The organism is Mixta sp. Marseille-Q2659 (genome assembly GCF_940807255.1).
Taxonomy (GTDB): domain Bacteria; phylum Pseudomonadota; class Gammaproteobacteria; order Enterobacterales; family Enterobacteriaceae; genus Mixta.
Map to the genome: position 1 here is coordinate 95,345 of NZ_CALNWY010000013.1, position 24,164 is coordinate 119,508.

Here is a 24,164-nt window from a genome sequence, read left to right on the forward strand (position 1 = left end):
TTGTTTCTGCCGCAGGCGCTGTCCTGCGGCAATTTCTTTTCTCGTTCTGTCTGTCTCTGATGGTTTCCCTGGCGGCTGCGCGTTTCGCTGATGCCCGCTGTGTTGCTTATTTCCTGAGCCTTTCTTCCCGATTATTTGCACCGCAATTCGGATAGTCTTTCCCTGGCGACGGTTTTATTATCGCAGGTTCCCTTCTTTAACTTCGGAGCCGCTATGCCCGCCCATTTCAAACTGATCAAAGAGAAGCTGTTGTCAGAAAACTGGTTTGTGCTGCGCAACTACACCTACGAACTCACCACCAGCAGCGGCGAAACGATCCGCCACAAGCGCGAGGTATACGATCGCGGCAACGGCGCCACCATCCTGCTCTATAACCGTGCGAAAAACAGCGTGGTGCTGATTCGTCAGTTTCGTATGGCGACCCAGGTCAACGGCAATGAGAGCGGCATGTTGATTGAAACCTGCGCCGGGCTGCTGGACAACGACACGCCAGAGGACTGCATCCGTAAAGAGGCGATTGAGGAGACCGGCTACGCGGTCGGCAAGGTAGAAAAGCTGTTTGAAGCCTATATGTCGCCCGGCGGCGTCACTGAACTGATCCACTTTTTCGCCGCCGAATATGATGAATCCCTGCGTGATAATGCGGGCGGCGGCGTGGAAGATGAGTCGATTGAAGTGCTGGAGCTGTCTTTCCCGCAGGCGCTGGCGATGATTAAAAGCGGAGAAATTCGCGACGGCAAAACCATTATGCTGTTGCAACATGCCCAACTGGCGGGCTGGCTACAGCCCTGAAATATTGAAAAGCGGGCGGCCCCGACGGGCCGCAACGGCGCTGATGGCTTAACCGCAGGGCGCAAACGCGCCGGCTGATTCAAATATCAGACATAACCGTCATCTGCTCGCTAGCCGCTTGTCCTACCGGCTCGACCTGTAAATCAGGATGCGCCTGTAGTCGCGCCAGCGCATCGGCATACAGCGGCATCGAATTTGCCGCACCCGGACGCTCCACGCACAGCGAGGCGTAAGCGGAGGCGAAAAGCGCCGCCTGCTTCAGCGGTTCGCCGGCTGCCAGCCGGGCGGCCAGCGCGCCGTTAAACGCATCGCCGGCACCGGTGCTGTCAGCGGGCTGGGCGGGAAACAGCGGTATGCGGTACATCGCTTCGCCATCAGAAAGCAGGGCGCCCTGCATACCCAGCGTAATAATCAATTGGCGGACGCCTTTGTTGTGCAACACGTCGGCGGCCTGCATGGCCTCGGTGAAATTACTGACCTTGATGCCGCTCAGCAGCGTGGCCTCGGTGCTGTTTGGCGTCAGCAGATCGATTTTGCGCAGCAGCGCGGCGCTCACCTTCTGCCAGGGCGCGGGATTGATAATCACAAAGGTGCCTGCGGCACGGGCAATATCCACCATGCGCTGAATAGCGCTCAGGTTATTCTCCAGCTGCATCAGCAGAATATCCGCAGCGGCCACGGTCGGCTGACAGCGCGTCACTTCCGCCGCCGTTACCATCAGGTTGGCGCCGGGATAGACGGAAATCATATTTTCCGCATCGTCGCCCGCCACGTAAATCAGTGCGTTACCGGTAGGTTTCTCTTTGCAGGTAAACAGCGTGATTGCATCAAAGCCGGTTTTTTCCAGATGACGTCGGGCAAACTGCCCGAAATCATCCTGCCCGACTTTGCCAATATAGTGAACCCGCGCGCCAGCCCGCAGTGCGGCCGTGGCCTGGTTAGCGCCTTTGCCGCCGGGGCCCATCATGCTGTGGCGCGCAATAAGTGATTCCCCTGGCTGGGGAAAGCGGCTCATCCCGGCGACAATATCCAGATTGAACGAGCCAAATACACAGACTTTGCCTTTCATACGTCTCTCCTGAAGTGGCGCTCGGCAGCCAGACAGGCGCCACGGCAGCCGGTTTGATCGGTAACGCTGCTAAAAACCACTTTCAACCCTTGCCGCGTAACCGGCGGACGCAGATGGCGAAAGATAACGTCGCGTAGCTGACCCAGCGGGAAATCGGCCATTGCCAGTACGCCACCGCCCAAAATGAGATACTCAGGATCGAGAATATTCATCTCGCTGGCGATGGTCTGCCCAAGGCGCGCAATAAACGCCTGCAAATCGGGATGATCGCCGTGATGGCTGAACAGCTGCGCCAGCGGCGTGGCCGCCTGGTTTTTTGCCGCCCAGCGCGCCAGCCAGCTGCCGGAGGTCAGGGTTTCGACGCAGCCCTGATTGCCGCACGGGCAGGGCAGGTCGTTGTCACGCCACGGCATATGGCCGATTTCGCCTGCGCCGCCGTGTTGCCCATGATAAAAATTGCCGTTCAGCCACAGGCTGTTGCCCATGCCAGTGCCGAGATAGAGCCCGACGGCGTGTGCGGGCAGCGCATCCAGCTGCAGCAGATCCCACAGCATCAGATGATTGACATCCTTATCCATTGCCACCGGGACGCCAAGCCGCTGCGCCAGCAGCGCCGCCACCGGCTGATGATCCAGCGCCTGAATAAAAGGCAATGAAATCACCTGCTGGCGATCGCGACTGAGAATGCCCGGCAGGCCGAGCATCACGCCGCTAACTTTTTGCTGCTCCAGCGTGGCGTTAATTAACGCGGCCAGCGCATCCAGCGCCTGCGGCTGCTGCGCCCAGCTGGCGGTGGCGACTTTACGAAAGCCATACCATTCTTGTTGCGCATTCAGCAGCAGACGGGTGCTGGTGCCGCCAATATCGATGCCAAGCCAGCTTGCCGTCATGCTGACTCCCGCAGCAGGCTTTGCGCCTGAGTAATATTGCCCATCATCTTGTCCCAGGCGGTTTCCAGGTTGTCATGCAGATTAAACAGCCCGGAGGTGCCGACAATCAGCACTTCCGCGCCCGCTTCCAGCAGCGTGCCGTAGGTTTTCTGATTGCAGGAGCCATCGATTTCAATCAGGTAGCGGTAGCCGTGCTGCGCCTTAAGCGCCTTGAGTTCGGCAATCTTGTTGACCATTTCCGGGATAAAAGGCTGGCCCGCATAGCCGGGATCGACGGTCATCACGGTGATCTTATCCAGCAGATGAATGTAATGATGAATAAAGGAGACCGGCGTGGCCGGGTTCAGCACAACGCCCGGCTTTTTGCCCAGCGCCCGGATCTGGTTGATTACGCGGAAGGCGTCACGGTTGATGGTCTCCGCATGGGGACAGATAAAGTCCGCGCCCGCCTGCGCCACGGCCGGAATAAAGTCGGTCGGCGCTTCCACCATCAGATGTACATCAATTGCCAACGGCGTATGCGGACGGATCTGTTCAATAAAAAAGGGCGACAGCGTAATGTTTTTCACATAGTGACCATCCATGATATCGACATGCAGAAAATCTGCCCGCGAGTTCAGCACCGCTAACTGCTGCTTGATTTCCATCAGGTTCATACACATCAGCGAAGGGGAGATTTGAATAGGCATTACACTTCCTTTTTTTCAGTTAAGTGGGGCAGACGGCTGCGCAGCTGGCTGCGACGCAGGGTCAGAATGTGGTGAAAGCGACCTTTAAAATGTTTGATGGCCAGTACCAGGATCAGCACCACGCCCCACATTGCGAGACTAAAGTGCTGGCTGATATTCATCAGGTTGAAGCCGGTAGAGAGGATCTGCAGCGCGATAAGCGACAGCACCACGCCGGTAACGCGACCGAAGCCGCCGTTAGGATCGGCGCCGCCGAGAATGATCGCCAGCACCGTCAACAGCAGATAGGCGTCGCCGTAGCCCATGCGCGCGGAGTTAAAGCGTGCCATCATCACCAGCCCGGCCAGCACGCACAGCCAGCTGGAGATGACATAGACCACAATCAACATGCGGTGGGTATTCACGCCGCTAAACCAGGTGGCGTTAATATTGCTGCCGCCCATATAGATGCATTTACCGGTACGGGTTTCCCAGGAACAGCGCCAGCAGCGCGGCGGCGGCGAGGAACAGCCACAGCGGCAGGGGAACGCCGAACAGCGTATCGGCGCCCAGCGAGCGCACCACTTCCGGCATACCGCTGACCGCCGCGCCTTTGGTCAGCCAGATGCCGATGCCGTTCAGCGTCATCATGGTGGCGAGCGTGACCAGAATCGGATGGGCGCCGATACGCGTCACCATCAGGCCGGTAATCACGCCGATCAGCGTGGCGATGGCTAACGCGCCCACCAGGCCAAGGCCCAGCCACAGCAGCTGCATTGCGGTGCCGGCGCCGGTCGGCAGAAAGTGCAGCAACAGCCAGGCGATAAACAGGCTGGTGAGATTGGCGGTGGAAATAATCGCCAGGTTCAGTCCGCCGCTGAGGATGGCGATAAACATCGCCAGCGTCAGCAGGCCCAGCTCCGGCAGCTGGAAAGCCATACTCATAAAGGTCGAACCGGTAAAAAAGCGCCCCGGCAGTAGCATGGCAAACAGCGCCAGCGCCAGTGCAATCAGCAGCATCAGTCCGCTATTGGTGCCGTCAGGCAACCACGAATGGCGTCGTTTCATACTTTTCTCCCGCCGCGTCAGACGAAGCTGACATCGGTCTCTTTGCGTTTTTTGTAATGGGTGACGGCGATGGCAATCATGATGACGCTGCCCACCACGATGTTCATAAAGTAGTTAGAGACGCCGATCAGGTTGAGGCCGTTTTTCAAAATGGCGATCAGGAAGACGCCCATTAAGGTGCCGGTGACCGTGCCTTTGCCGCCCATCAGGCTGGCGCCGCCCAGCACAGTCGCCGCCAGCACATCCAGCTCGCCGCCGACCAGCGCATTCGGCACCACTTCGCCCATGCGATAGACCTGTACCAGTCCGCCAATCGCCGCCATGGCGCCCAGCCAGCCGTAGGCGAACAGCGTGACTGGGATAACGCGAATGCCTACCCGCCGGGCCGATTCCGTATCACCACCAACGGCATAGAGTTGACGGCCAAGGTGGGTTTTATTCAGCAAAATCCAGCTGATAGCGGCGATCGCCAACATCATCACCAGCGGCAGGCCGATTTGATAACTCTGGCCGTTGAGCGTAAAGGGCAGCACCTCACGCAGCGTGATCCACCACTCCGGCAGGTCATACAGGCTGCGTCCGCCGGTCAGCCACATCAGCAGGCCGAACAACAGTGACTGCATACTGATGGTGATAATGATGGAGACGACGCGCAGCGAGGTAATCAGCAGGGCGTTGATCATGCCGAAGAGCGTGCCGCACAGGATGGCGAGGCCGATACTCAGCAGCGCGCTGTCAAACTGGAAGTGGATAAACAGGCTGGCGATCAGGTACTGCACCACCGAGGCGACGGCTGCGAAGGAGATATCGATGCCGCCGGTGACCAGCACCACAAACAGACCGAGCGCGAAAATGCCGGTCACCGCATAGCTTTCCGCCAGATCGAGCAGGTTCTGGACGCTGAGGAATTGATCGCTGGCCAGTGAGAAGAACAGGATAAACGCCAGCAGTACCCAGGCGAGCCAGCCCTGGCTGCTCTGCGGTTTGAAACGGGATAAGTCAGGCATTGATCACCTCCTGCAGCTGCTGTTGCGCGACATTGCCCGGCTGGTATTCAGCGTGGATCGTGCCGTCGCGGAAGTGGAGAATACGGTCGCAGTTGTACCAGACCTCCGGCACCTCATCAGAAATCAGAATGATGGCTAACCCTTCCTGCGCCAGCTGGTGAATCAGCTGGTAAATGCTGGCTTTGGCGCCGACATCGACGCCGACGGTGGGCGAATCGAGGATCAAAATGCGCGGCTGGGTCAGCACCCATTTTGCCAGCACAATCTTTTGCTGGTTGCCGCCGGATAATGTGGAGATGGGCTGATCGGGATCGGCCAGCCGCACGCCCAGCTGCTGGATCCACTGCAGGATAAGCTTGTTCTTGCGGTATTCATCAATCAGATGAAAGCGGTTCTGTAGCCGGTCGAGGATCGACAACACCATGTTGTCCGCCACCGACTGCTGTTGTACCAGCCCCAGCGTCAGGCGATCTTCCGAAACGTAGCCGATGCCCGCTTTAATCGCATCTTCATGGCTGCGAAAGCGGACGGGTTTGCTGTCGAGCCAGATTTTACCGCTGTCGGGACGCGTCATGCCAAACAGCGACAGCGCCAGCTCGGTACGGCCCGAACCCAGCAGGCCGCAAAGCCCCAGCACTTCGCCCTCATGCAGGCGGAAGTTAATACCGTGGTATTGTCCGGCGCGCGCCAGGTTTTCCACCTCCAGCAGGACGCGCTGGTGGCGGGTAGTCGGCGCTTTAAGCTGATAATCCAGCTTCTGGCCGGTCATCAGTTCGGTCAGCCGATGGCTATCCATTTCGCTGGCGGGCCAGCTGCCGATTTTGCTGCCGTCGCGGATCACCGTCACGCGGTCGGAAATCTCCAGCACCTCATCCAGCCGGTGGCTGACAAAGACGACGCAGATATTTTTCTCTTTCAGGTAGCGCACGGTGCGCAGCAGCTGGTTGACCTCGGTGCGCGTCAGCGAGGCGGTCGGCTCATCCATAATCACCAGTTTCGCGTCTGCGACCAGCGCCCGGCAAATCGCCACCTGCTGGCGTTGAGCGATAGATAACGCCGAAACCTTCTCATCAAGGACCAGCGTAAACCCCAGCTCCTTAACGATACGCTCGGCGGTATCGCGCAGGCGGCGCGCGTTATACCAGCTCAGCAGGCCGTTGAGGTTATGCTCAAATGCGATGTTCTCTGCCACGCTGAGGTTAGGAAACAGCGAGAGATCCTGATAAATCACCTGAATGCCGAAGCTGCGCGCCTGTTTGGGCGTCAGGCGCGGCCAGCTGCTGCCATCCTGCAGGCGGATTTGCGCGCCGCTGTCCGGGGCGTACACCCCGGAAATCACCTTTATTAGCGTACTTTTTCCGCAGCCGTTGGTGCCTGCCAGACAGTGAACTTCGCCGGGCATCAGCGTCAGCGAGACGGCGTTCAGCGCCCGGTTGCCGCCAAAGGTTTTCGACAGATTTTCCAGCGCGATCAGCGCCTGAGGTTGCTGCTGATTCATGATTACAGCCCCATTTTGACCAGCTTCGGCAGGTTGGCTTTATCCAGACTCTCGCTGTTGTTGCCGAGAATGGTGTGGTTAGCCTCATCGACTTTCACTTTTCCCAGCCCTTCGATAGTCATGCCGTCGGTGATAGGCTCTTTTTTCTGCATCATGTCGGCAATGCGCACAAAGACTTCTCCGGCGGTCATCGGATTCCAGATAAAGCCGCCTTTGATGGCGCCGCGTTTGACCAGCGACGCGCCCTGGCCGGGACTGAAGGCGCCAATAACGCAGACCTGGCTGGTTTTATTACGGTTCATCACCGCGCGGCCTGCGCCGATTGGGCCTTGCGATCCAAAGGCCATAATGCCTTTCAGATCGGGATATTTGGACATCAGCTCATTGGTGGTGCGGATAGAACTGTCCAGCGATTCGCCGACGCCGAATTTATCGGCCACCAGCTGCATCTTGGGGTAGTGCTGCTGTTGATATTGCAGCGCGGCGTCGGTCCATTGCTGATGCAGCGGCACGGTCAGGCTGCCAACATACATGGCGTATTTCCCTTCCTCATGCATGCACTGCGCCAGCGCTTTCATATGGTTTACGCCATGCGTGGTCGCATCAATCAGTTCAAAATCCCAGTCGGCATATTTTTGCCCCGGCGATTCGTGGGTAATGACTTTAATTCCGGCATCGCGTGCCCGTTTCAGCACCGGCTCCAGCACCTGCGGATCGTTGGGCACCACGCCGATAATATCGACTTTCTGGGCGATCAGATCTTCAATGGCGCGTACCTGTAATGCGGGATCGGCAGCGGTAGGACCAACCTGCCAGGCATCGATACCGCGTTTGGCCGCCTCGCTTTTAATGCCTGCTTCCATCGCGTTGAACCATGGAATGCCGCCAATCTTAACAACGATGCCCATGCGTAATTTGTCTGCCGCCGAAGCATGAGAAGCTGCAAACAGCGCGAGCAGAACACAGAGGGTAAGTTTTTTGTTCATCGTATCTCCGTAGGGTTGCATCAGTAATTAATCAGCTGCACGGACTGGGCGCGTAGCGAGCAGTCGATAACATTTACGCCATTCCAGGCCAGTTCCTGCTGTAGAGCTTTATCTTTCAGGCTGTCGGTTATCAGAAAATCCACATCGCGGTAGTGACAAATACGGGCGAAAGAGGGGCGCGAGAATTTACTGGCGTCCATCAATAAATATTTTCTTTCAGCAGCCAACAGCATCTGCTGTTTTAAATGCGCGCCGTTTTCATTTCCCTCCCGTAAATATCCATCGCTGCCTAATCCGCTACAGGAAAAGAAAATTTTATTAATAAGAAATTCCTTTAACGGTAATTCAGCAACGATGCCGTGGAAATCCTCATACCGATCGGAATATTCTCCTCCCAGGCAAATGGTGCGAATATGGCTTTTAACCGCCAGCGCCTGAATGGTGCGCAGAGAATTGGTTAATACCGTTAATTCAATGTCGGGTAGCTGGCGCGCCAGAAACCAGCAGGTGGTGCTGCTATCCAATAGCAGGCAGTCGCCAATTGAAATAAAATCTAATGCGCGTTTGGCAATCTGCATTTTCTGCTGCTCGTTTTCATTCATTCGCTGACGGAACGTTGCTTCATATTCATTAAAAACGGTACGGTTATGAATATTATTTCCCGGCGACTTGCGATTAATTACCGCGCCGCCGTGGCTGCGTTGTAAAATTCCTTTTTTTTCCAGCTGTGTCAGGTCACGGCGAATAGTCTCCTGTGAGACCTGACATAAATTAACCAGCTCGGCAACCAGCACTCGACCATTTAGCGTTAATTCCTCAATGATTTTCCGCTGACGCTCAACAGGCAACATGATGACCTCCGGTGTAATAAAAGTAAGGGATAGCGGGATCGCAAAATGTGCCCTGAACAAAACTCCAGGGCGCGTAACAACGCGTCGGCTAAATAAGTGATTCGGATCTTATTAATAATGAAAAGGAAGTATTGGTTAACATTTTAATGTGATTTGTATCACAAATATTCCCCCTGTTTGATCAATCAGACGTTATTAATGCCACAACGCAATCTTTTTAGCAGGGGAAATAAGATGACCGAATATGACCGTTTGTGTGGATATGACCGTTTGATGACGGGAAAGAGATCTGAGAAATCTGATTGATGTCTTGCAAGCGGCAAAGGATGATCGGCGATACCGCTACGTTATCATCCGGGTTGTTCCCATGTTTCAAGCCTGTTTTCCTTTTCGGCCTGAGAAAGGCATGGTGAACCACCGTCGTTGCGCTATCATCAATGAACCAATTTAGGGATCGGGTTATTAAATGCCTTACTGGATGAAATCGCTGTTGTTGCCTTTTCTTTTTATTGCCAGCGCGCAGGCGGCGCCGTTACAGAAAACGTTTACCGACTGGCAGATTACCTGTAATAACCTTAATTATTGTGTGGCGCGTAATATCCCCGGCGATAATGGATTGGTTATGACGCTTTCCCGCCATGCCGGCGTAAACGATCGGCCTTTACTGCGCATTGATTATGGCAACCGATATACTGGCGAACTTAAAGGCGCGACGTTGCAGGATAATTTATTACTCGATCAGCAGCGTCTGAAGCCCGATCTTAAACACTGGACGGTTGAACCTCATCATCTTGCCACCGCTCACGCCATTGCTATTGATGAGTTCCTCACGCAGATAATGGATGCCGATAATATTCAGGTGACGTGGCGACCGCAGGCTACCATTTCTCTGCATGGCATGAAGGCTGCGCTGCTGTTAATGGATGATATGCAGGGACGGGTAGGTAATCTCAGCGCCTGGGTAAAGCGCGGTAGCCGCAACGCCTGGGATGTGCCGCCAGAACCGACGCCGCCGATGCTGCGTATACCCGATCGCGCTGCGGCGCCGTTAACGCGCGAGGAGACGACGGGCCTGATTGATTACGGTACCTGGCGCGTCAATGCTGAGGAGTGTTCGCTGGATCCTATGCGCCGGGAAGTCAGCGTCTCGCCGTTGACTGACAGCAAAGCGCTGCTGCTGGTCAGCTGTGAAATGGGCGCTTATAACATGATCGATTTAGCATTCGAAGTCACCCGCACCCAGCCTTATATATCGCGTCGCCTGACGCTCACGCTGCCTTTTGTGCCGCCGGGGCGCAGCGAAAAGCAGTTAGAAATTATTAATGCCGAATTTGATGTGACGGCCGGTCAGCTTTATACCTTTGCTAAAGGGCGCGGTCTGGGAGATTGCGGCATCGCCACGCGCTGGCAGTTTAACGGCCAGGAGTTCACGCTGGCGGAGTATGCCGAAGAAAGCACCTGCGACGCCTGGCACGGCAGCGACGACTGGCCGACATTATGGGTAAGCCAGCGTCCTGACCAGCCTGCGGTAAATTAAGCGGCGGAGAAGCTCCGCCGCGTTAACTCAACGGATCGCCTGAACCAGCACCGGCGAGCCATTCTTATTACCGACCAGCTCGGCCAGCAGATCGTTTACGCCGTCGCTCATGGCGCGAAAACGCGTCAGATTGGTCCGGGTAACGACCACGAACACGCCAACGTTATGCTGCGGCACCATCGCCATATAGGTGATAAAGCCGCCGCCGCCGCCGGTTTTCTGAATAATCCCCGGATGGCCATCGGCTGGCGCCATATAAACCCAGCCCATGCCCAGCGCTGCCGCTTTGCCCGGCACATCCATTCCGTCAACCTTGGTTAACTGGCTACGCTGATAGATCAGCGTTTGCAGACGATCGATTTGTGGCGTGCGCTGATTAATATCTGAATTCAGAAACTGCTGCATCCAGCGACCCATATCATCGGGCGTGGAGTAGACGCCGCCGCTGCCGATAGCGGCCAGCGTACTCACGCAGGGGCTGGCGCCGCGCTCCGGCACCATCAGGCGATTACACTGCTCTGGCGACGGGGTAAAGGTGGTGTCCTTCATACCCAGTGGACGTGTAATCAGCTGGCGAAACAGCGTCGGCCAGGGCGTGCCCGCCGCGCGCGAAAGCGCGTCAGCCAGCAGATCGTAAGCCAGGTTAGAGTAGCTGGCGCGCACGCCCGGCGGCGTATTCAACGGCGCCTTTGCCAGCCAGTTCCAGCGATCGGCTTTGGTCGGCCAGACAAAAACCGGCCGTCCCGCTTTACCGCCGGGTTGTTCTCGCGGCAGACCGCTGGTATGGGTGGAAAGGTGAATCAGCCGTATTGGCTGTCCGGCATAATTGGGAACCCGCACGCCGGGCGGCGCATAGTTAGCCAGCGGATCTTCCAGATGAATCCGGCCCTGTTCAGCCATCTTTAACATCACTTCGCTGGTCATCAGTTTGCTCAGCGAAGCGATGCGCACCAGAGAATCTTTTTGCGGGCGCGTATCGTTGCCGGGGCGGGTTTCGCCAAAACTGGCAAAAACGCGCTGATTGCCGTCAATGGCGACCAGCGCCATGCCGGTCGCGGCGCTCCCGTAAAAGATATGTTCAGCATAACGATCGACAATTTGCGAGGCCAGAAGCGGAGCGGGAGAAGGCTGAGCCTGACTACAGAGCGGCAGCGAGGCGAACAACACAGCCAGCAAGTACAAACGCGTTTTCAACGAGGCGGTATCCCTTAAGATGAGTGAAAAAACAATAATAATTGTTTTCTCTGGCGGATAAAGGCAGGGAAAGCACTATTTTTTATCTTTTTATAAGCCCATCGCGCTATCCGTTTACATGGAAGCGTTCGGCGCATAGTGCTACGATCCCGCGCCGGTATAAAAACAGTTTTGTTTAATTTCATTTGACGGCGCTATTTTCCAGTAGCGAATTATTACTATTGCGGCGGGATAATTAATCAGGCGCGTTTTAACGGCGTTTGGATGAATTACTATACAGCGTGATTTATGGCTATGTTACTTTCCATTGTGCTAACAGGATTAGCCTCTGTCTAATAAATTTCATTAAGAAAACCTCAGGAGAGAAAAATGGAAGAATTAACTGCTGCACAAATGCGTTCCGTTTCTGGCGGCGCGGCGCAAAATATTTTCGACAGCATCGGCGGCGCGGTGTTTGGTGCGGTTGCTGGCGCGATGGGCGTGGCGTGGTCGTGCTATAACGTTTCAACCAAAACGTCGGGGCTGAGCGGCATCCTGGCGCCGGTTCAGGCCGTTATCGGCGGCACGTTCGGTGCTATTTGGGGCGGCGTGTTTGGTCTGGTTGGCGGTCTGGCAATCGGTACTGAGGGCGCGATTATGCGTGTTGAGGAAGTGTGGGATAATATTAATAATGCCGGTTAATTTTGCGCAAATATAACAAGTTTTCACATTCTCAATGCGTCTAAATAGCTTTATTTTTTTTGCATTGGTGCGGGCGTATTAATTTATCTTTAAGTACGGCAGATTTAATACTTATTATGTGATGCGGGGCGAATTTATCGCCCCGCATTTTTTTATGCCGCAATTATTTATCAGTGCGGTTTCAGCAGCGCTTCCGCATGGCTGACGATGTTTTCTACCGTAAAGCCAAACTCTGCAAACAGTTTATCTGCCGGAGCAGATTCACCGAAGGTGGTCATCCCGACAATCGCGCCGTTCAGTCCCACATATTTGTACCAGTAATCCGCAATGCCCGCCTCTACCGCCACGCGCGCGGTCACGTTGGAAGGCAGCACTGATTCACGGTAAGCCGCATCCTGCTTATCAAACAGATCGGTAGACGGCAACGAAACCACGCGGACTTTATGACCGGCACGCGTCAGTTTTTCCGCCGCGCCGAGGGTAATTTCCACTTCAGAACCGGTAGCGATCAGAATGACATCCGGCGTACCTTCGCTGTCGCGCAGGATATAGCCGCCACGGGAAATATCGGCCAGCTGCTGCGGCGTACGTTCCGGCTGCATCAGGTTCTGACGCGACAGGATCAGCGCGGTCGGGCCGTTATGACGTTCAATGGCGTGCTTCCATGCCACGGCGGTTTCCACCTGGTCACAAGGGCGCCAGGTACTCATATTCGGCGTCAGACGCAGGCTGGCCAGCTGCTCAACCGGCTGATGCGTCGGGCCATCTTCGCCCAGACCGATAGAGTCGTGGGTATAGACCATAATCTGGCGCGCCTTCATCAGCGCCGCCATACGCGCCGCGTTACGCGCATATTCCACAAACATCAGGAAGGTGGCGGTATACGGGACGAAACCGCCGTGGTGCGCGATGCCGTTCGCGATAGCCGTCATGCCGAATTCGCGCACGCCGTAGTGAATATAGTTACCGGCCGGATCGTCTTTAATCGATTTGGAACCTGACCAGATCGTCAGGTTGCTGGGCGCCAGGTCAGCGGAGCCGCCGAGGAATTCTGGCAACAGTTTGCCGTAGGCTTCCAGCGCGTTCTGCGAGGCTTTACGGCTGGCGATCTTATTGGCATTCGCCTGCAGCTGTTCGATAAACTTCTGCGTCTCCTGCTGCCAGTTTTCCGGCATGCCGCCGGTCATGCGGCGCGTATATTCCGCCGCCAGCTCCGGGAAGGCTGCTTTATACGCTGCGAATTTCTCATTCCAGGCTTTTTCACGCTGTTCGCCAGCCTGTTTGGCATCCCACTGCTGATAGATTTCCTGGGGGATTTCAAACGGTGCATAGTTCCAGCCGAGCTGCTTGCGCGTCAGCGCGATTTCATCATCGCCCAGTGGCGCGCCGTGCGCATCCTCTTTGCCCGCTTTGTTCGGCGAGCCGAAGCCGATAATGGTACGGCAGATAATCAGCGAAGGCTTATCGGTGACGCTCTGGGCTTCTTTGATTGCCGCCGCGACCGCTTCCGGATCGTGGCCGTCAATCTCGCCTATTACGTGCCAGTTATAAGCTTCAAAGCGTTTAGCGGTATCGTCGGTAAACCAGCCTTCGGTTTCACCATCGATAGAGATACCGTTATGGTCATAGAAGCCGATCAGCTTGCCGAGGCCCAGCGTGCCCGCCAGCGAACAGACTTCGTGCGAGATGCCTTCCATCAGGCAACCGTCGCCCATAAACACATAAGTGAAGTGATCGACAATATCATGCTGCGGACGGTTAAACTGCGCCGCCAGCGTACGCTCGGCGATCGCCAGACCGACGGCGTTCGCCAGCCCCTGACCCAGCGGGCCGGTGGTGGTTTCCACGCCTGGCGTATAACCGATTTCCGGGTGGCCCGGCGTTTTAGAGTGCAGCTGACGGAAATTTTTCAGCTCTTCAATCGGTAGATCGTAGCCGGAAAGGTGCAGCAAACTATAGAGCAGCATCGATCCGTGGCCGTTAGAGAGAATAAAACGGTCGCGGTCAGCCCAGGCGGGGTTGGTCGGATTGTGCTTCAGAAAATCGCGCCATAGCACTTCGGCAATATCTGCCATGCCCATCGGTGCGCCGGGGTGGCCTGATTTTGCTTTTTGTACCGCGTCCATGCTTAACGCACGAATCGCATTCGCCAGTTCTCTACGTGAGGACATGTTTTTCTCCCTTAAAGGAAAAGTAGGGGGGATGAAAACGGGGCGAAAATTCGCCCCTGAATCGCTATCTTGATGCGGCCGTTACAGCCGTGCGGCCAGCGTCTCTTCCAGCTTGATCTGGTCAGCGGCGAACTGGCGGATGCCTTCAGACAGTTTTTCCACTGCCATTGGATCCTGGTTATGTTCCCAACGGAATTCCGCTTCGGACAGCGGTGACGGCTCATGGAATCCTTCCGTTGACGGCGACAGTTTACGTTCTACCGGCGCATCGCTGGACTGCAGCTCCTGCAGCAGGTTCGGCGAAATGGTCAGGCGATCGCAGCCTGCCAGCGCCAGAATTTGCTCAGTTTTACGGAAGCTGGCGCCCATGATGATGGTTTTGTAACGGTGCGATTTATAGTATTCGTAAATCGCGCGCACCGATTTCACGCCCGGATCTTCCTCGACGTTATACGGGTCCATCGGCTGACGGCTGTTATACCAGTCATAAATACGGCCAACGAACGGGGAGATGAGGAACACGCCCGCTTCGGCGCAGGCACGGGCCTGAGCGAAGGAGAACAGCAGAGTCAGGTTACAGTTGATGCCGTTTTTCTCCAGCTCTTCCGCCGCGCGAATGCCTTCCCAGGTGGAGGCGAGCTTGATCAGAATACGTGAGCGGTCGATGCCGTGATCTTCATACATTCTCACCAGCTTTTCCGCTTTGGTGACGCACATGCCACGATCGAAGGAGAGGCGCGCATCCACTTCGGTCGAAACACGGCCCGGCACGCTTTTCAGGATTTCCATGCCGAGGTTCACAGCGACTTTATCGCTGGCGTTAATGATTTGCGTTTCTTTGCTGCCGCCCTGTTTTTTCGCATAGTCGATGGCGTCATCAATCAGGTGCTTATAGGATTCGAGCCCGGCGGCTTTCAGGATCAGAGACGGATTGGTGGTGGCGTCTTCAGGGTGATAGTTACGAATGGATTCAATATCGCCGCTGTCTGCCACAACGGTGGTGAATTGTTTTAGTGCATCTAGCTGATTCATCTCTTAGCTCCTTGATAACCAAAGGGTAATGCAATTTAAACGTTGTTCCCAGGCGGCTATGACGGCAAGCCTGATGAACCGGTCCTTTATTACAGACGAACCACATTGCACCAGCCGCTCTCCTGTGGAAATGCGTTTTCTCTGATTGTTGCAATGGGCCCATTCAATAGCGATAGCCGCGCCAGCCGTGATACAGCCTGACGGTGCGAAGAGCATGCCGCACATTCTGTTGGCAAGATGCCACGGGGAGTGGGCATGGGCTTGATGAACTGTGCCCCTTGCGTCGTTACGCCAGCCGGTTTATCGCCCGGCCAGGGTGCGGCGCGTTTTGGCCTGGTCCGGCGAGGTCGCGCGGACCACTAAAAAGCATAGCAGATGTGAAAAATATCGTGTTTTCGCTGCTGGTGGAGACAAGAGTTATTCTCCAGCGTTGGCAATTCTTTGGCGGGCCTCAAGTTTTTTCGCGCTCACGCGCTTTTATACTGCTGGACTGATGTTTCATTTCGCGTTATCAACCGAAGGAACCGCCAATGGACGACCAACTCAAGCAGAGCGCGCTCGATTTTCACCAGTTTCCGCAGCCGGGAAAAATTCAGGTTTCCCCCACTAAACCACTGGCCACGCAGCGCGATCTGGCGCTGGCCTATTCGCCGGGCGTCGCCGCGCCCTGTCTGGAGATCGCCGCCGATCCGCTGGCGGCCCATAAATATACCGCGCGCGGCAATCTGGTGGCGGTGATCTCTAACGGGACGGCGGTACTGGGACTGGGCAATATCGGCGCGCTGGCTGGCAAGCCGGTAATGGAAGGGAAGGGCGTACTGTTTAAAAAATTCGCCGGTATTGATGTTTTCGATATTGAAATTGATGAGCAGGATCCCGATCGGCTGATCAATGTGATCGCCGCGCTCGAACCGACGTTCGGCGGCATTAATCTGGAAGATATTAAGGCGCCGGAATGTTTTTACATTGAAAAAGCGCTGCGCGAACGGATGAAAATTCCGGTCTTTCATGATGACCAGCATGGCACCGCCATTATCTGTACCGCCGCGGTGCTGAACGGTTTGCGCATCGTGAAGAAGAATATTTCCGATGTGCGGCTGGTGGTCTCCGGCGCGGGCGCTTCCGCTATTGCCTGTATGAATCTGCTGGTGGAACTGGGGCTGCAGCGGCGCAATATTATCGTTTGCGACTCGAAAGGGGTGATCTACCAGGGGCGCGAAGAGCCAATGGCGGAGACCAAGGCCGCTTACGCTATTGCGGATAACGGCATGCGCCAGCTGGCCGAGGCGATTGTGGATGCTGATATTTTCCTTGGCTGTTCCGGGCCGAAGGTGCTGACGCCGGAAATGGTGCAAGGCATGGCGCCCAATCCGCTGATTCTGGCGCTGGCTAACCCGGAGCCGGAAATCCTGCCGCCGCTGGCGAAAGCGGTACGGCCAGATGCGATTATCTGTACGGGCCGCTCCGATTATCCTAATCAGGTTAATAACGTTCTCTGTTTCCCGTTTATCTTTCGCGGCGCGCTTGATGTCGGCGCGACGACCATTAATGAGCAGATGAAGCTGGCGGCGGTACACGCCATTGCCGAGCTGGCGCTGGCGGAGCAGAGCGAGGTGGTCGCTTCCGCCTACGGCGATGAGGAGCTGTCATTTGGGCCGGACTATCTGATCCCGAAACCCTTTGATCCCCGGCTGATTGTTAAAATAGCTCCTGCGGTGGCGAAAGCGGCAATGGATTCGGGCGTGGCGACCCGGCCTATCAGCGATTTCGACGCCTATCGTGAAAAGCTGACCGAATTTGTCTATAAAACCAATCTTTTTATGAAGCCGGTTTTTGCCCAGGCGCGTAAAGAGCCGAAGCGGGTGGTGCTGGCGGAAGGCGAAGAGGCGCGCGTGCTGCACGCCACGCAGGAACTGGTAACGCTGGGGCTGGCGAAGCCGATTTTGATTGGACGCCCTAATGTCATTGAGATGCGTCTGCAAAAGCTTGGCCTGAAGATTGAGGCCGGAAAAGATTTTGAAGTGGTTAATAATGAATCGGATCCGCGCTTTAAGGCGTACTGGAGCGAATATCATCAGATGATGAAGCGGCGCGGCGTGTCGCCTGAGCAGGCGCAGCGCGCGGTTATCGGTAATCCCACGCTGATCGGCGCCATTATGGTGCATCGCGGCGAGGCGGACGCCATGATTTGCGGCACCATCGGTGATTATCAGGAACATTATGAAATCGTTGAGCGGGTGTTCGGCTTCCGGCCCGGCATTAATGTCGCGGGCGCGATGAACGCTTTGCTGCTGCCGAGCGGCAATACTTTTATTGCCGATACCTATGTTAATGAAAATCCCACGCCGGAGCAGTTGGCGGAGCTGACGATTATGGCGGCGGAAACGGTGCGGCGCTTTGGCATTGAACCGAAGGTGGCACTGCTGTCGCACTCCAGTTTCGGTACGTCAGATGCGCCAGCGGCGCGTAAGATGCGCGAGACGCTGGCATTGGTGAACGCGCGAGCGCCGGAGCTGGAGATTGATGGTGAAATGCATGGCGACGCCGCGCTGGTTGAAAGTATTCGTCAGGATTTGATGCCGGACAGCCCGCTGAAAGGTTCAGCCAACGTGTTGATTATGCCGAACGTGGAAGCGGCGCGAATCAGTTATAACCTGTTGCGCGTTTCCTGTTCGGAAGGAGTGACGGTCGGCCCGGTGCTGATGGGGATCGCTAAACCGGTTCACGTACTGACGCCTATTTCTTCAGTGCGGCGCATTGTGAATATGGTGGCGCTGGCGGTGGTGGAGGTGCAGACGCAGCCGCTTTAACGGCAGATGTAACCGTCTACAAGTTGTTTAACGCAAAGGCGGCTTTGAACTAAGCCTTTTAACTGTCAAACGGCCCGTGGCCTGATAGTGAGGGGCCAGCACAGGGAGTCCAGTCCGATCTAAAGACGCAAAATGCCATCCCTGGCCGCTCGGCCCGCGCCTTCCGAGGCCGCGGGACGCTTTACTTTTCGGCCTGGACTCCCCGTGCTGTAGGCTGCTGAATGGTCTGAGAGTAGCCAGGGAACCAGCTTATTCCGCCAGCCAGTCTTTGACTGGCAGGAAATCGCGATAGAGCGCCGCCTCCGGCGAATCGGGCTCCGGCTGATAATCATATTCCCAGCGCACCAGCGGCGGCATTGACATCAGAATCGATTCGGTACGCCCTCCGGTTTGCAGACCAAACAGCGTCCCGCGATCCCAGACCAGGTTAAATTCCACATAGCGTCCGCGCCGGTAAAGCTGAAACTGACGTTCGCGCTCGCCCCAGGGGATACCTTTACGGCGCTGCACAATCGGTAAATAACCGTCGAGGAAACCCTGACCGACCGCGCGCGTAAAGGCAAAGCAGCGATCGAAGTCAGGCGTGTTGAGATCGTCGAAAAACAGTCCGCCAATGCCGCGCTGCTCGTTGCGGTGTTTCAGATAGAAATAATCGTCGCACCATTTTTTATAACGCGCGTAAACGTCGTCGCCAAACGGCTGGCACAGATCAAATGCGGTTTGATGCCAGTGAAGCGCATCCTCTTCAAAGCCGTAAAACGGCGTCAGGTCAAAGCCGCCGCCAAACCACCAGACCGGATCGGCGCCCGGCTTTTCCGCAATAAAAAAGCGCACGTTGGCGTGGCTGGTTGGTATGTAAGGATTTTCAGGATGGATCACCAGCGAGACGCCCAGCGCTTCGAAGCTGCGTTCAGCCAGCTCGGGACGATGCGCGGTAGCGGAAGTGGGCATCATATCGCCATGTACGTGGGAGAAATTGACGCCCGCTTGCTCAAACACCGCGCCCTGACGCAGCACGCGGCTGCGACCGCCGCCGCCGCCGGGACGCGTCCAGCTGTCCTGCTGAAACTGACCAGCGCCGTCCGCCAGTTCCAGCTGCTGACAAATCTCATCCTGCAGCGCCAGCAGAAAGGCTTTTACCTGTTCAATATTGGGAGCATTCATATTCGCTTCACTGTTTGATAAAAAAGGCCCACCTGCGGGCCTTTGCTTCAGGTCAGAGAGTATACCTAACCAGGACGATGATTGCGGCGGTCAAATTCGGCAAAAAAGCTGATGATGCCGTCGGCAATGGCGCCGGCGATTTTTTGCCGGAAAGCGGTGGTGCCCAGCAGACGCTCTTCGGCGGGATTGGTAATAAAAGAGGTTTCCACCAGCACCGACGGGATTGACGGCGATTTCAGCACGGCGAAAGCGGCCTGTTCGGTATGCTGGCTGTGCAGGTGATGAACCGGGCGGATCTGCTGCAAAATATGGCTGCCCAGCGTCAGGCTGTTTTTAATGGTATCGGTTTGCACCAGATCGAATAGCACCTGCTGCAGGTAAGGATTATCGCTTTGCACTTTAATGCCGCCCACTTTATCTGCCGCATTCTCCTTTTCTGACAGGTAGCGCGCCATGGCGCTGCTGGCGCCGCGATTCGACAGCGCAAAAACCGATGCGCCGTTGGCCGCCGGGCTGGTAAAGCCATCGGCATGAATCGACATAAACAGATCGGCGCCGTGCTGATGCGCGATTTCTACCCGCTGCGCCAGCGGAACAAAGTGGTCGCTTTCGCGCGTCAGACGCACCTCAATATGCTGATGCTGGCTGAGCTGCTGCCGGACATTATGAGCAATTTCCAGCACGATATGTTTCTCTTCGCTGCCCTCTTCGCCGACTGCGCCCGAATCGATGCCGCCGTGGCCGGGATCGAGCATCACTATTTTTTTACCGCCCGCGGGACGCGCCGCACGCGTTTGCGCTGGCAGGCTGGCAGGTTCGGTTTTCGCCAGCGCACGCGCGGCGGGGAGCAGTGCCATCGCAAGGCCAGAAAGCAATAGCTGACGTCGGGTGGTAAGAGGAACAAAGTTTTTCATGGCGCCGTCCAGTAAAGAAAGGGAACTGTTATAACCTGGCGGACGGGCTGGATTCGACAGGCTGGCTGTTTCAGGCTTTTACTATTTATTTCAACGAAATCATCCCGCGTAGTGAATTTTTTTCCCGCCTGATGCGCCACGAGGGTTGCGCCATCGGAAGAATGCGTGATAATCAGCGAATTGTGAGTAACATCTGAGAAAATTTCATGGAAATCCGCGCATTCCGCCAGGAAGACTTCGAGGAAGTCATTACGCTTTGGGAACGTTGCGACCTGCTGCGTCCCTGGAACGATCCTGAAATGGATATTGAGCGTAAATTAAATCACGATCCTGACCTGTTTCTGGTGGCGGTGGTGGGTGGCGAGATCGTCGGTACCTTAATGGGCGGCTACGATGGTCATCGCGGCTCCGTCTATTATCTCGGCGTACATCCTGACTACCGCGGCCGTGGTTTTGCCAATGCGCTGCTTAACCGCCTTGAGAAAAAGCTGATTGCGCGCGGCTGCCCTAAAATTAACCTGATCGTGCGCGAAGAGAACGACGCGGTGATTGGGTTTTACGAAAAGCTGGATTACGAAATGCAGGATGCCGTTTGTCTGGGCAAACGTCTGATTGAAGATCGTGAGTATTAACCTTGCCTGGCCGTGGCGACGCGGCTGATGACTTCCCGCATGATGCCTTTCACTCCCGATGACTACGACAGCAAAGGACAGCTGCGCCTGCCGCTGCTGTTTTGGCTGATCCTGCTGCTGCAGGCGCGCACCTGGGTGCTGTTTATTATGGCTGGTGCGTCGCGCCAGCAGGGCGCTGAGCTGCTTGAGCTTTTCTATCCAGATACCCATATTTTCTGGCTGGGCATGACGCTGGGCGTTCCGGCGGCTGTCGGGCTGCTGCTTACCGGCTATCGCCAGCGCTGGCCCGCGCTCTGGTGCGCCTGGCGTTGGGTACTGTGCGCCAGTCTGCTGCTGAGCCTGGCGCTGATGCTGTGGCAAAGCGGACAGGAAGGCGATCTCTTCTCGCCTGCGCTGTGGCTGCCCGCGCTCTTCGACCTGCTGGCGCTGCTGTGGCTGCTGTTTAGCCGCCGCCTGCGCGCCTGCTTTGAGGCTCAGCTAAATCGGGCGGAATAAAACTTTTTGCGCTTATGCGACTCCAACCACCGGAAAACGTCGCGTAATCACTACAGGAGCTGCAATGAAATCACTACGTCCGGCATTGATTGTCGCTACTTTATTACTGGCGGGCTGCGCCAGTAACGGCTCACAACAGAGCGAATCAAGCTGGTGGAACCCGCTTGACTGGTCATGGTCAACACTGTGGCCCGGCAACTGGTTCGGATCGTCGCTGACCGTAAGCGAGCAGGGCGTGGGCGCGATTAACGGCACGACGCCGTTGCAGGAAGCGGCCCTTAACGCGGGACTGAACGGCGATTATCGGCTACGCCAGGGGATGCGCAGCGAGCAGGGCGAGGTAGTCAGCTTCTGGCAGGCGCTGACCGGTAATGAGGTGAAGCTGACCTTTAGCGGCAAAGAGACGGTTAGCCGTATCGAAGTTAGCGATCCCGCCATTACCAGCGCCGACGGCACCCGTATCGGCGATGTGTTCAGCGAACGTTATCAGAAAGCTTTCGGCCACTGTCAGGCAGCCACCGGCGATGCAACTTCCGCCGTGCTTTGCAAGGCGCCGGATAGTCAGCACATCAGCTATCTCTATCAGGGCAAATGGGCTGGCCCGCAGGGGTTGATTCCGCCGGATGACGTGCTGAAAAACTGGCAGGTCAGCAAGATTATCTGGCAGCGCTAAGTAAAAAGATTGACGGCGGCCCCCCTGGCTGCCGTGACTTTCCGGTATGATTCAGTCTCTTTTTCGATCCGAATTATTCCCGGAGTAGCACCGCATGTCTCAGCATCAAAGCGGCATTTTGCCCGAACACAGCCGTTTTGCTATCTGGCTGGAAGCCGCGGTTCAGGGCGACCTGAACAGCCTTCGCCAGGGCGTCAAAGCTTTTCACCAACAGTTAACGCAGCTACAGGCGCGCTATCCCGATGCGGCGCTGGGCGCGGTCGTCGCCTTTGGCAATGCGCTGTGGCGCGATCTGCAGCCGGCTGACAGCGCGCCGGAACTAAAAGATTTTCAGCCGCTGGGTAAAAATATGGCGCCCGCTACCCAGCGCGATCTGCTAATCCATATTCAGTCTCTGCGCCACGATGTGAATTTTACGCTGGCGCAGGCTGCGCTGGCGGCGTTTGGCCCGGCGGTGCGCATTGAAGAAGAGACGCACGGTTTCCGCTGGACAGAAGAGCGCGACCTTTCCGGCTTTGTGGACGGCACGGAAAAACCACAGGGCGAACAGCGTCAGCAGGTGGCGATTATCGCCAACGGCGTGGATGCCGGCGGCAGCTACGTGTTTACCCAGCGCTGGGAACATAATTTGTCGCTGCTGCAGCGACTGCCGGTGGAAAAGCAGGAACAAATGATGGGACGCACCAAATTCAGCAATGAAGAGCTGGAAGGCGATGCCCGTCCCGCGACCTCGCACGTCAGCCGCGTCGATCTGAAAGAGAACGGCAAAGGTTTGAAAATTTTGCGTCAAAGTCTGCCTTACGGCACGGCCAGCGGCACTAATGGCCTCTATTTTATCGCCTACTGCGCCACGCTTTATAATATTGAACAGCAGCTGTTGAGCATGTTTGGCGAGCGCGACGGCAAATTCGACGCCATGCTGCGCTTTACGAAACCGGTCAGCGGCGCCTGGTGGTTCGCGCCGTCGGTGGATGCGCTGTTAGCGCTGTAAATCCGGGGGCGATATGGCCACATATCGCCCGTTTTTCCTGCTTTTTTGTCCGCATCGCCTTTGCCGTTTTTCGCCGAAGTTTTGCCGGACGCTTATGCTTTTTTCTACTTTCAAATCAACAAACGATATATAAAACCGTTACAGCTTTGCGCTGAGTTATAAATACACTGAGCATACGGTGGTATGAGCCGGATCAAGACTCAGGGTGTGAAATGACCTTTCCCGTAGCGAAAAAGCTTTTCAGCGGTGCGGCGCTCTCTTTGCTGCTGGCTGCTGGTGCGCAGGCAACCGAGCTGTTAAACAGCTCTTATGATGTGTCACGCGAACTCTTTACGGCGTTGAATGCTCCCTTTATCAAGCAGTGGGATGAAAAACACCCCGACGATAAGCTCACGATTCGCCAGTCTCATGCTGGTTCCTCAAAACAGGCGCTGGCGATCCTTCAGGGCCTGAAGGCCGATGTGGTGACCTATAACCAGGTAACCGATGTGCAGATTCTGCACGATCGCGGCAAATTACTGCCTGCCGACTGGCAAAAGCGCCTGCCGAACAACAGTTCGCCTTTTTATTCCACCATGGCGTTTCTGGTGCGCAAAGGTAATCCGAAGCAGATCCATAGCTGGAACGACCTGGTCCGCAGCGACGTAAAGCTGATTTTCCCGAACCCGAAAACCTCCGGCAATGGCCGCTATACCTGGCTGGCGGCGTGGGGCGCAGCGGAGAAGGCGGATGGCGGCGATCGGACGAAAACCGAGCAGTTTATGACGCAGCTGCTGAAAAACGTTGAAGTGATGGATACTGGCGGACGCGGCGCGACCACCACTTTTGTTGAGCGCGGCCTCGGTGATGTGCTGATCAGCTTCGAATCGGAAGTGAATAATATTCGTAACCAGTACGCCAAAGCGGGCTACGAAGTGGTGGTGCCGGAAACCAATATTCTGGCGGAGTTCCCGGTTGCCTGGCTGGATAAAAACATCGCCCGCAACAAAACCGAAGCGGCGGCGAAAGACTATCTCAACTATCTCTACACGCCTGCGGCGC

The 24,164-nt window shown here is 56.1% G+C and carries 21 protein-coding genes and 1 pseudogene; 9 read left to right on the top strand and 13 right to left on the bottom strand.

Translation table 11 applies throughout. The annotated features are described in order from the left end of the window. Positions 1-213: 213 nt before the first annotated feature. Complete coding sequence (nudK, locus tag P3C52_RS11455) at positions 214-792, top strand: GDP-mannose pyrophosphatase NudK (RefSeq protein ID WP_275555122.1); 579 nt, start codon at positions 214-216, stop codon at positions 790-792. A gap of 79 nt (positions 793-871) precedes the next feature. Here nudK and P3C52_RS11460 read toward each other — a convergent pair whose 3' ends face one another. The 8 genes and pseudogenes from P3C52_RS11460 to P3C52_RS11495 all read right to left on the bottom strand — a co-directional run bounded on the left by P3C52_RS11460 (position 872) and on the right by P3C52_RS11495 (position 8,829). Then, positions 872-1,861, bottom strand: a complete 990-nt coding sequence (locus P3C52_RS11460; RefSeq protein WP_275555123.1) for a ribokinase — start codon at positions 1,859-1,861, stop codon at positions 872-874. Beyond that, a complete protein-coding gene (gene alsK / locus P3C52_RS11465; RefSeq protein ID WP_275555124.1) occupies positions 1,858-2,751 on the bottom strand; it encodes an allose kinase in 894 nt (297 codons plus the stop codon). The genes P3C52_RS11460 and alsK overlap by 4 nt, the downstream gene beginning before the upstream one ends. Further along, positions 2,748-3,440, bottom strand: a complete 693-nt coding sequence (gene alsE / locus P3C52_RS11470; protein ID WP_275555125.1) for a D-allulose 6-phosphate 3-epimerase — start codon at positions 3,438-3,440, stop codon at positions 2,748-2,750. Before alsE ends, alsK begins: the two co-directional genes overlap by 4 nt. Beyond that, positions 3,440-4,487: pseudogene (locus P3C52_RS11475) on the bottom strand (ABC transporter permease). The gene alsE and the pseudogene P3C52_RS11475 overlap by 1 nt, the downstream one beginning before the upstream one ends. Positions 4,488-4,504: 17 nt before the next feature. After that, positions 4,505-5,494, bottom strand: a complete 990-nt coding sequence (locus P3C52_RS11480; RefSeq protein ID WP_275555126.1) for an ABC transporter permease — start codon at positions 5,492-5,494, stop codon at positions 4,505-4,507. Next, positions 5,487-6,992: a sugar ABC transporter ATP-binding protein gene (locus tag P3C52_RS11485; protein WP_275555127.1), complete on the bottom strand. Its 1,506-nt coding sequence runs from the start codon at positions 6,990-6,992 to the stop codon at positions 5,487-5,489. The genes P3C52_RS11480 and P3C52_RS11485 overlap by 8 nt, the downstream gene beginning before the upstream one ends. A gap of 2 nt (positions 6,993-6,994) precedes the next feature. Continuing rightward, entirely contained in the window at positions 6,995-7,978 is a 984-nt protein-coding gene (locus P3C52_RS11490) for a substrate-binding domain-containing protein (protein ID WP_275555128.1), read from the bottom strand. A gap of 20 nt (positions 7,979-7,998) precedes the next feature. Then, entirely contained in the window at positions 7,999-8,829 is an 831-nt protein-coding gene (locus P3C52_RS11495) for a DeoR/GlpR family DNA-binding transcription regulator (protein WP_275555129.1), read from the bottom strand. Between the two features lie 466 nt (positions 8,830-9,295). Here P3C52_RS11495 and P3C52_RS11500 point away from each other — a divergent pair, with 466 nt between their 5' ends. Then, the gene (locus tag P3C52_RS11500; protein WP_275555130.1) at positions 9,296-10,366 is read left to right on the top strand and encodes a DUF1176 domain-containing protein; all 1,071 of its coding nucleotides are present in this window, start codon (positions 9,296-9,298) and stop codon (positions 10,364-10,366) included. Between the two features lie 27 nt (positions 10,367-10,393). Here P3C52_RS11500 and ampH read toward each other — a convergent pair whose 3' ends face one another. After that, the gene (gene ampH / locus P3C52_RS11505) at positions 10,394-11,560 is read right to left on the bottom strand and encodes a D-alanyl-D-alanine-carboxypeptidase/endopeptidase AmpH (RefSeq protein ID WP_275555131.1); all 1,167 of its coding nucleotides are present in this window, start codon (positions 11,558-11,560) and stop codon (positions 10,394-10,396) included. A gap of 369 nt (positions 11,561-11,929) precedes the next feature. Between ampH and P3C52_RS11510 the strand changes: the two genes are divergently transcribed. Beyond that, positions 11,930-12,241 carry a hypothetical protein gene (locus P3C52_RS11510; RefSeq protein WP_275555132.1) on the top strand — a complete coding sequence of 104 codons (312 nt, stop codon included), beginning with the start codon at positions 11,930-11,932 and terminating at the stop codon, positions 12,239-12,241. Positions 12,242-12,411: 170 nt separating this feature from the next. Here the strand turns inward: P3C52_RS11510 and tkt are convergent, their stop codons facing one another. Then, entirely contained in the window at positions 12,412-14,412 is a 2,001-nt protein-coding gene (tkt, locus tag P3C52_RS11515; RefSeq protein WP_275555133.1) for a transketolase, read from the bottom strand. 81 nt (positions 14,413-14,493) lie between these two features. Then, complete coding sequence (tal, locus tag P3C52_RS11520; RefSeq protein WP_275555134.1) at positions 14,494-15,444, bottom strand: transaldolase; 951 nt, start codon at positions 15,442-15,444, stop codon at positions 14,494-14,496. A 530-nt stretch (positions 15,445-15,974) separates the two neighbouring features. Here tal and maeB point away from each other — a divergent pair. Beyond that, entirely contained in the window at positions 15,975-18,254 is a 2,280-nt protein-coding gene (maeB, locus tag P3C52_RS11525) for an NADP-dependent oxaloacetate-decarboxylating malate dehydrogenase (protein ID WP_275555135.1), read from the top strand. Positions 18,255-18,503: 249 nt separating this feature from the next. Here maeB and hemF read toward each other — a convergent pair whose 3' ends face one another. Continuing rightward, complete coding sequence (hemF, locus tag P3C52_RS11530; protein WP_275555136.1) at positions 18,504-19,418, bottom strand: oxygen-dependent coproporphyrinogen oxidase; 915 nt, start codon at positions 19,416-19,418, stop codon at positions 18,504-18,506. A gap of 65 nt (positions 19,419-19,483) precedes the next feature. Continuing rightward, positions 19,484-20,332 carry an N-acetylmuramoyl-L-alanine amidase AmiA gene (gene amiA, locus P3C52_RS11535; protein ID WP_275555137.1) on the bottom strand — a complete coding sequence of 283 codons (849 nt, stop codon included), beginning with the start codon at positions 20,330-20,332 and terminating at the stop codon, positions 19,484-19,486. Positions 20,333-20,538: 206 nt separating this feature from the next. Here amiA and P3C52_RS11540 point away from each other — a divergent pair, with 206 nt between their 5' ends. The 5 genes from P3C52_RS11540 to cysP form a co-directional block, all read left to right on the top strand. After that, positions 20,539-20,964: a GNAT family acetyltransferase gene (locus P3C52_RS11540; RefSeq protein ID WP_085070892.1), complete on the top strand. Its 426-nt coding sequence runs from the start codon at positions 20,539-20,541 to the stop codon at positions 20,962-20,964. A 42-nt stretch (positions 20,965-21,006) separates the two neighbouring features. Continuing rightward, complete coding sequence (locus P3C52_RS11545; protein ID WP_275555143.1) at positions 21,007-21,459, top strand: DUF2919 family protein; 453 nt, start codon at positions 21,007-21,009, stop codon at positions 21,457-21,459. Positions 21,460-21,523: 64 nt separating this feature from the next. After that, the gene (locus P3C52_RS11550) at positions 21,524-22,132 is read left to right on the top strand and encodes an RpoE-regulated lipoprotein (RefSeq protein ID WP_275555138.1); all 609 of its coding nucleotides are present in this window, start codon (positions 21,524-21,526) and stop codon (positions 22,130-22,132) included. Positions 22,133-22,226: 94 nt separating this feature from the next. Beyond that, complete coding sequence (locus tag P3C52_RS11555; protein ID WP_275555139.1) at positions 22,227-23,123, top strand: Dyp-type peroxidase; 897 nt, start codon at positions 22,227-22,229, stop codon at positions 23,121-23,123. Positions 23,124-23,335: 212 nt separating this feature from the next. Next, positions 23,336-24,164, top strand: an 829-nt coding sequence (cysP, locus tag P3C52_RS11560) for a thiosulfate ABC transporter substrate-binding protein CysP (RefSeq protein ID WP_275555140.1), incomplete at its 3' end; no start/stop codon positions are given.

What these genes read in the sequence shown, in the direction of transcription:
- nudK (WP_275555122.1), top strand. Translation starts at nt 214, where the DNA reads ATGCCCGCCCATTTCAAACTGATCAAAGAGAAGCTGTTGTCAGAAAAC.
- P3C52_RS11460 (WP_275555123.1), bottom strand. Translation starts at nt 1,861, where the DNA reads ATGAAAGGCAAAGTCTGTGTATTTGGCTCGTTCAATCTGGATATTGTC.
- alsK (WP_275555124.1), bottom strand. Translation starts at nt 2,751, where the DNA reads ATGACGGCAAGCTGGCTTGGCATCGATATTGGCGGCACCAGCACCCGT.
- alsE (WP_275555125.1), bottom strand. Translation starts at nt 3,440, where the DNA reads ATGCCTATTCAAATCTCCCCTTCGCTGATGTGTATGAACCTGATGGAA.
- P3C52_RS11480 (WP_275555126.1), bottom strand. Translation starts at nt 5,494, where the DNA reads ATGCCTGACTTATCCCGTTTCAAACCGCAGAGCAGCCAGGGCTGGCTC.
- P3C52_RS11485 (WP_275555127.1), bottom strand. Translation starts at nt 6,992, where the DNA reads ATGAATCAGCAGCAACCTCAGGCGCTGATCGCGCTGGAAAATCTGTCG.
- P3C52_RS11490 (WP_275555128.1), bottom strand. Translation starts at nt 7,978, where the DNA reads ATGAACAAAAAACTTACCCTCTGTGTTCTGCTCGCGCTGTTTGCAGCT.
- P3C52_RS11495 (WP_275555129.1), bottom strand. Translation starts at nt 8,829, where the DNA reads ATGTTGCCTGTTGAGCGTCAGCGGAAAATCATTGAGGAATTAACGCTA.
- P3C52_RS11500 (WP_275555130.1), top strand. Translation starts at nt 9,296, where the DNA reads ATGCCTTACTGGATGAAATCGCTGTTGTTGCCTTTTCTTTTTATTGCC.
- P3C52_RS11510 (WP_275555132.1), top strand. Translation starts at nt 11,930, where the DNA reads ATGGAAGAATTAACTGCTGCACAAATGCGTTCCGTTTCTGGCGGCGCG.
- tkt (WP_275555133.1), bottom strand. Translation starts at nt 14,412, where the DNA reads ATGTCCTCACGTAGAGAACTGGCGAATGCGATTCGTGCGTTAAGCATG.
- tal (WP_275555134.1), bottom strand. Translation starts at nt 15,444, where the DNA reads ATGAATCAGCTAGATGCACTAAAACAATTCACCACCGTTGTGGCAGAC.
- maeB (WP_275555135.1), top strand. Translation starts at nt 15,975, where the DNA reads ATGGACGACCAACTCAAGCAGAGCGCGCTCGATTTTCACCAGTTTCCG.
- hemF (WP_275555136.1), bottom strand. Translation starts at nt 19,418, where the DNA reads ATGAATGCTCCCAATATTGAACAGGTAAAAGCCTTTCTGCTGGCGCTG.
- amiA (WP_275555137.1), bottom strand. Translation starts at nt 20,332, where the DNA reads ATGAAAAACTTTGTTCCTCTTACCACCCGACGTCAGCTATTGCTTTCT.
- P3C52_RS11540 (WP_085070892.1), top strand. Translation starts at nt 20,539, where the DNA reads ATGGAAATCCGCGCATTCCGCCAGGAAGACTTCGAGGAAGTCATTACG.
- P3C52_RS11545 (WP_275555143.1), top strand. Translation starts at nt 21,007, where the DNA reads ATGCCTTTCACTCCCGATGACTACGACAGCAAAGGACAGCTGCGCCTG.
- P3C52_RS11550 (WP_275555138.1), top strand. Translation starts at nt 21,524, where the DNA reads ATGAAATCACTACGTCCGGCATTGATTGTCGCTACTTTATTACTGGCG.
- P3C52_RS11555 (WP_275555139.1), top strand. Translation starts at nt 22,227, where the DNA reads ATGTCTCAGCATCAAAGCGGCATTTTGCCCGAACACAGCCGTTTTGCT.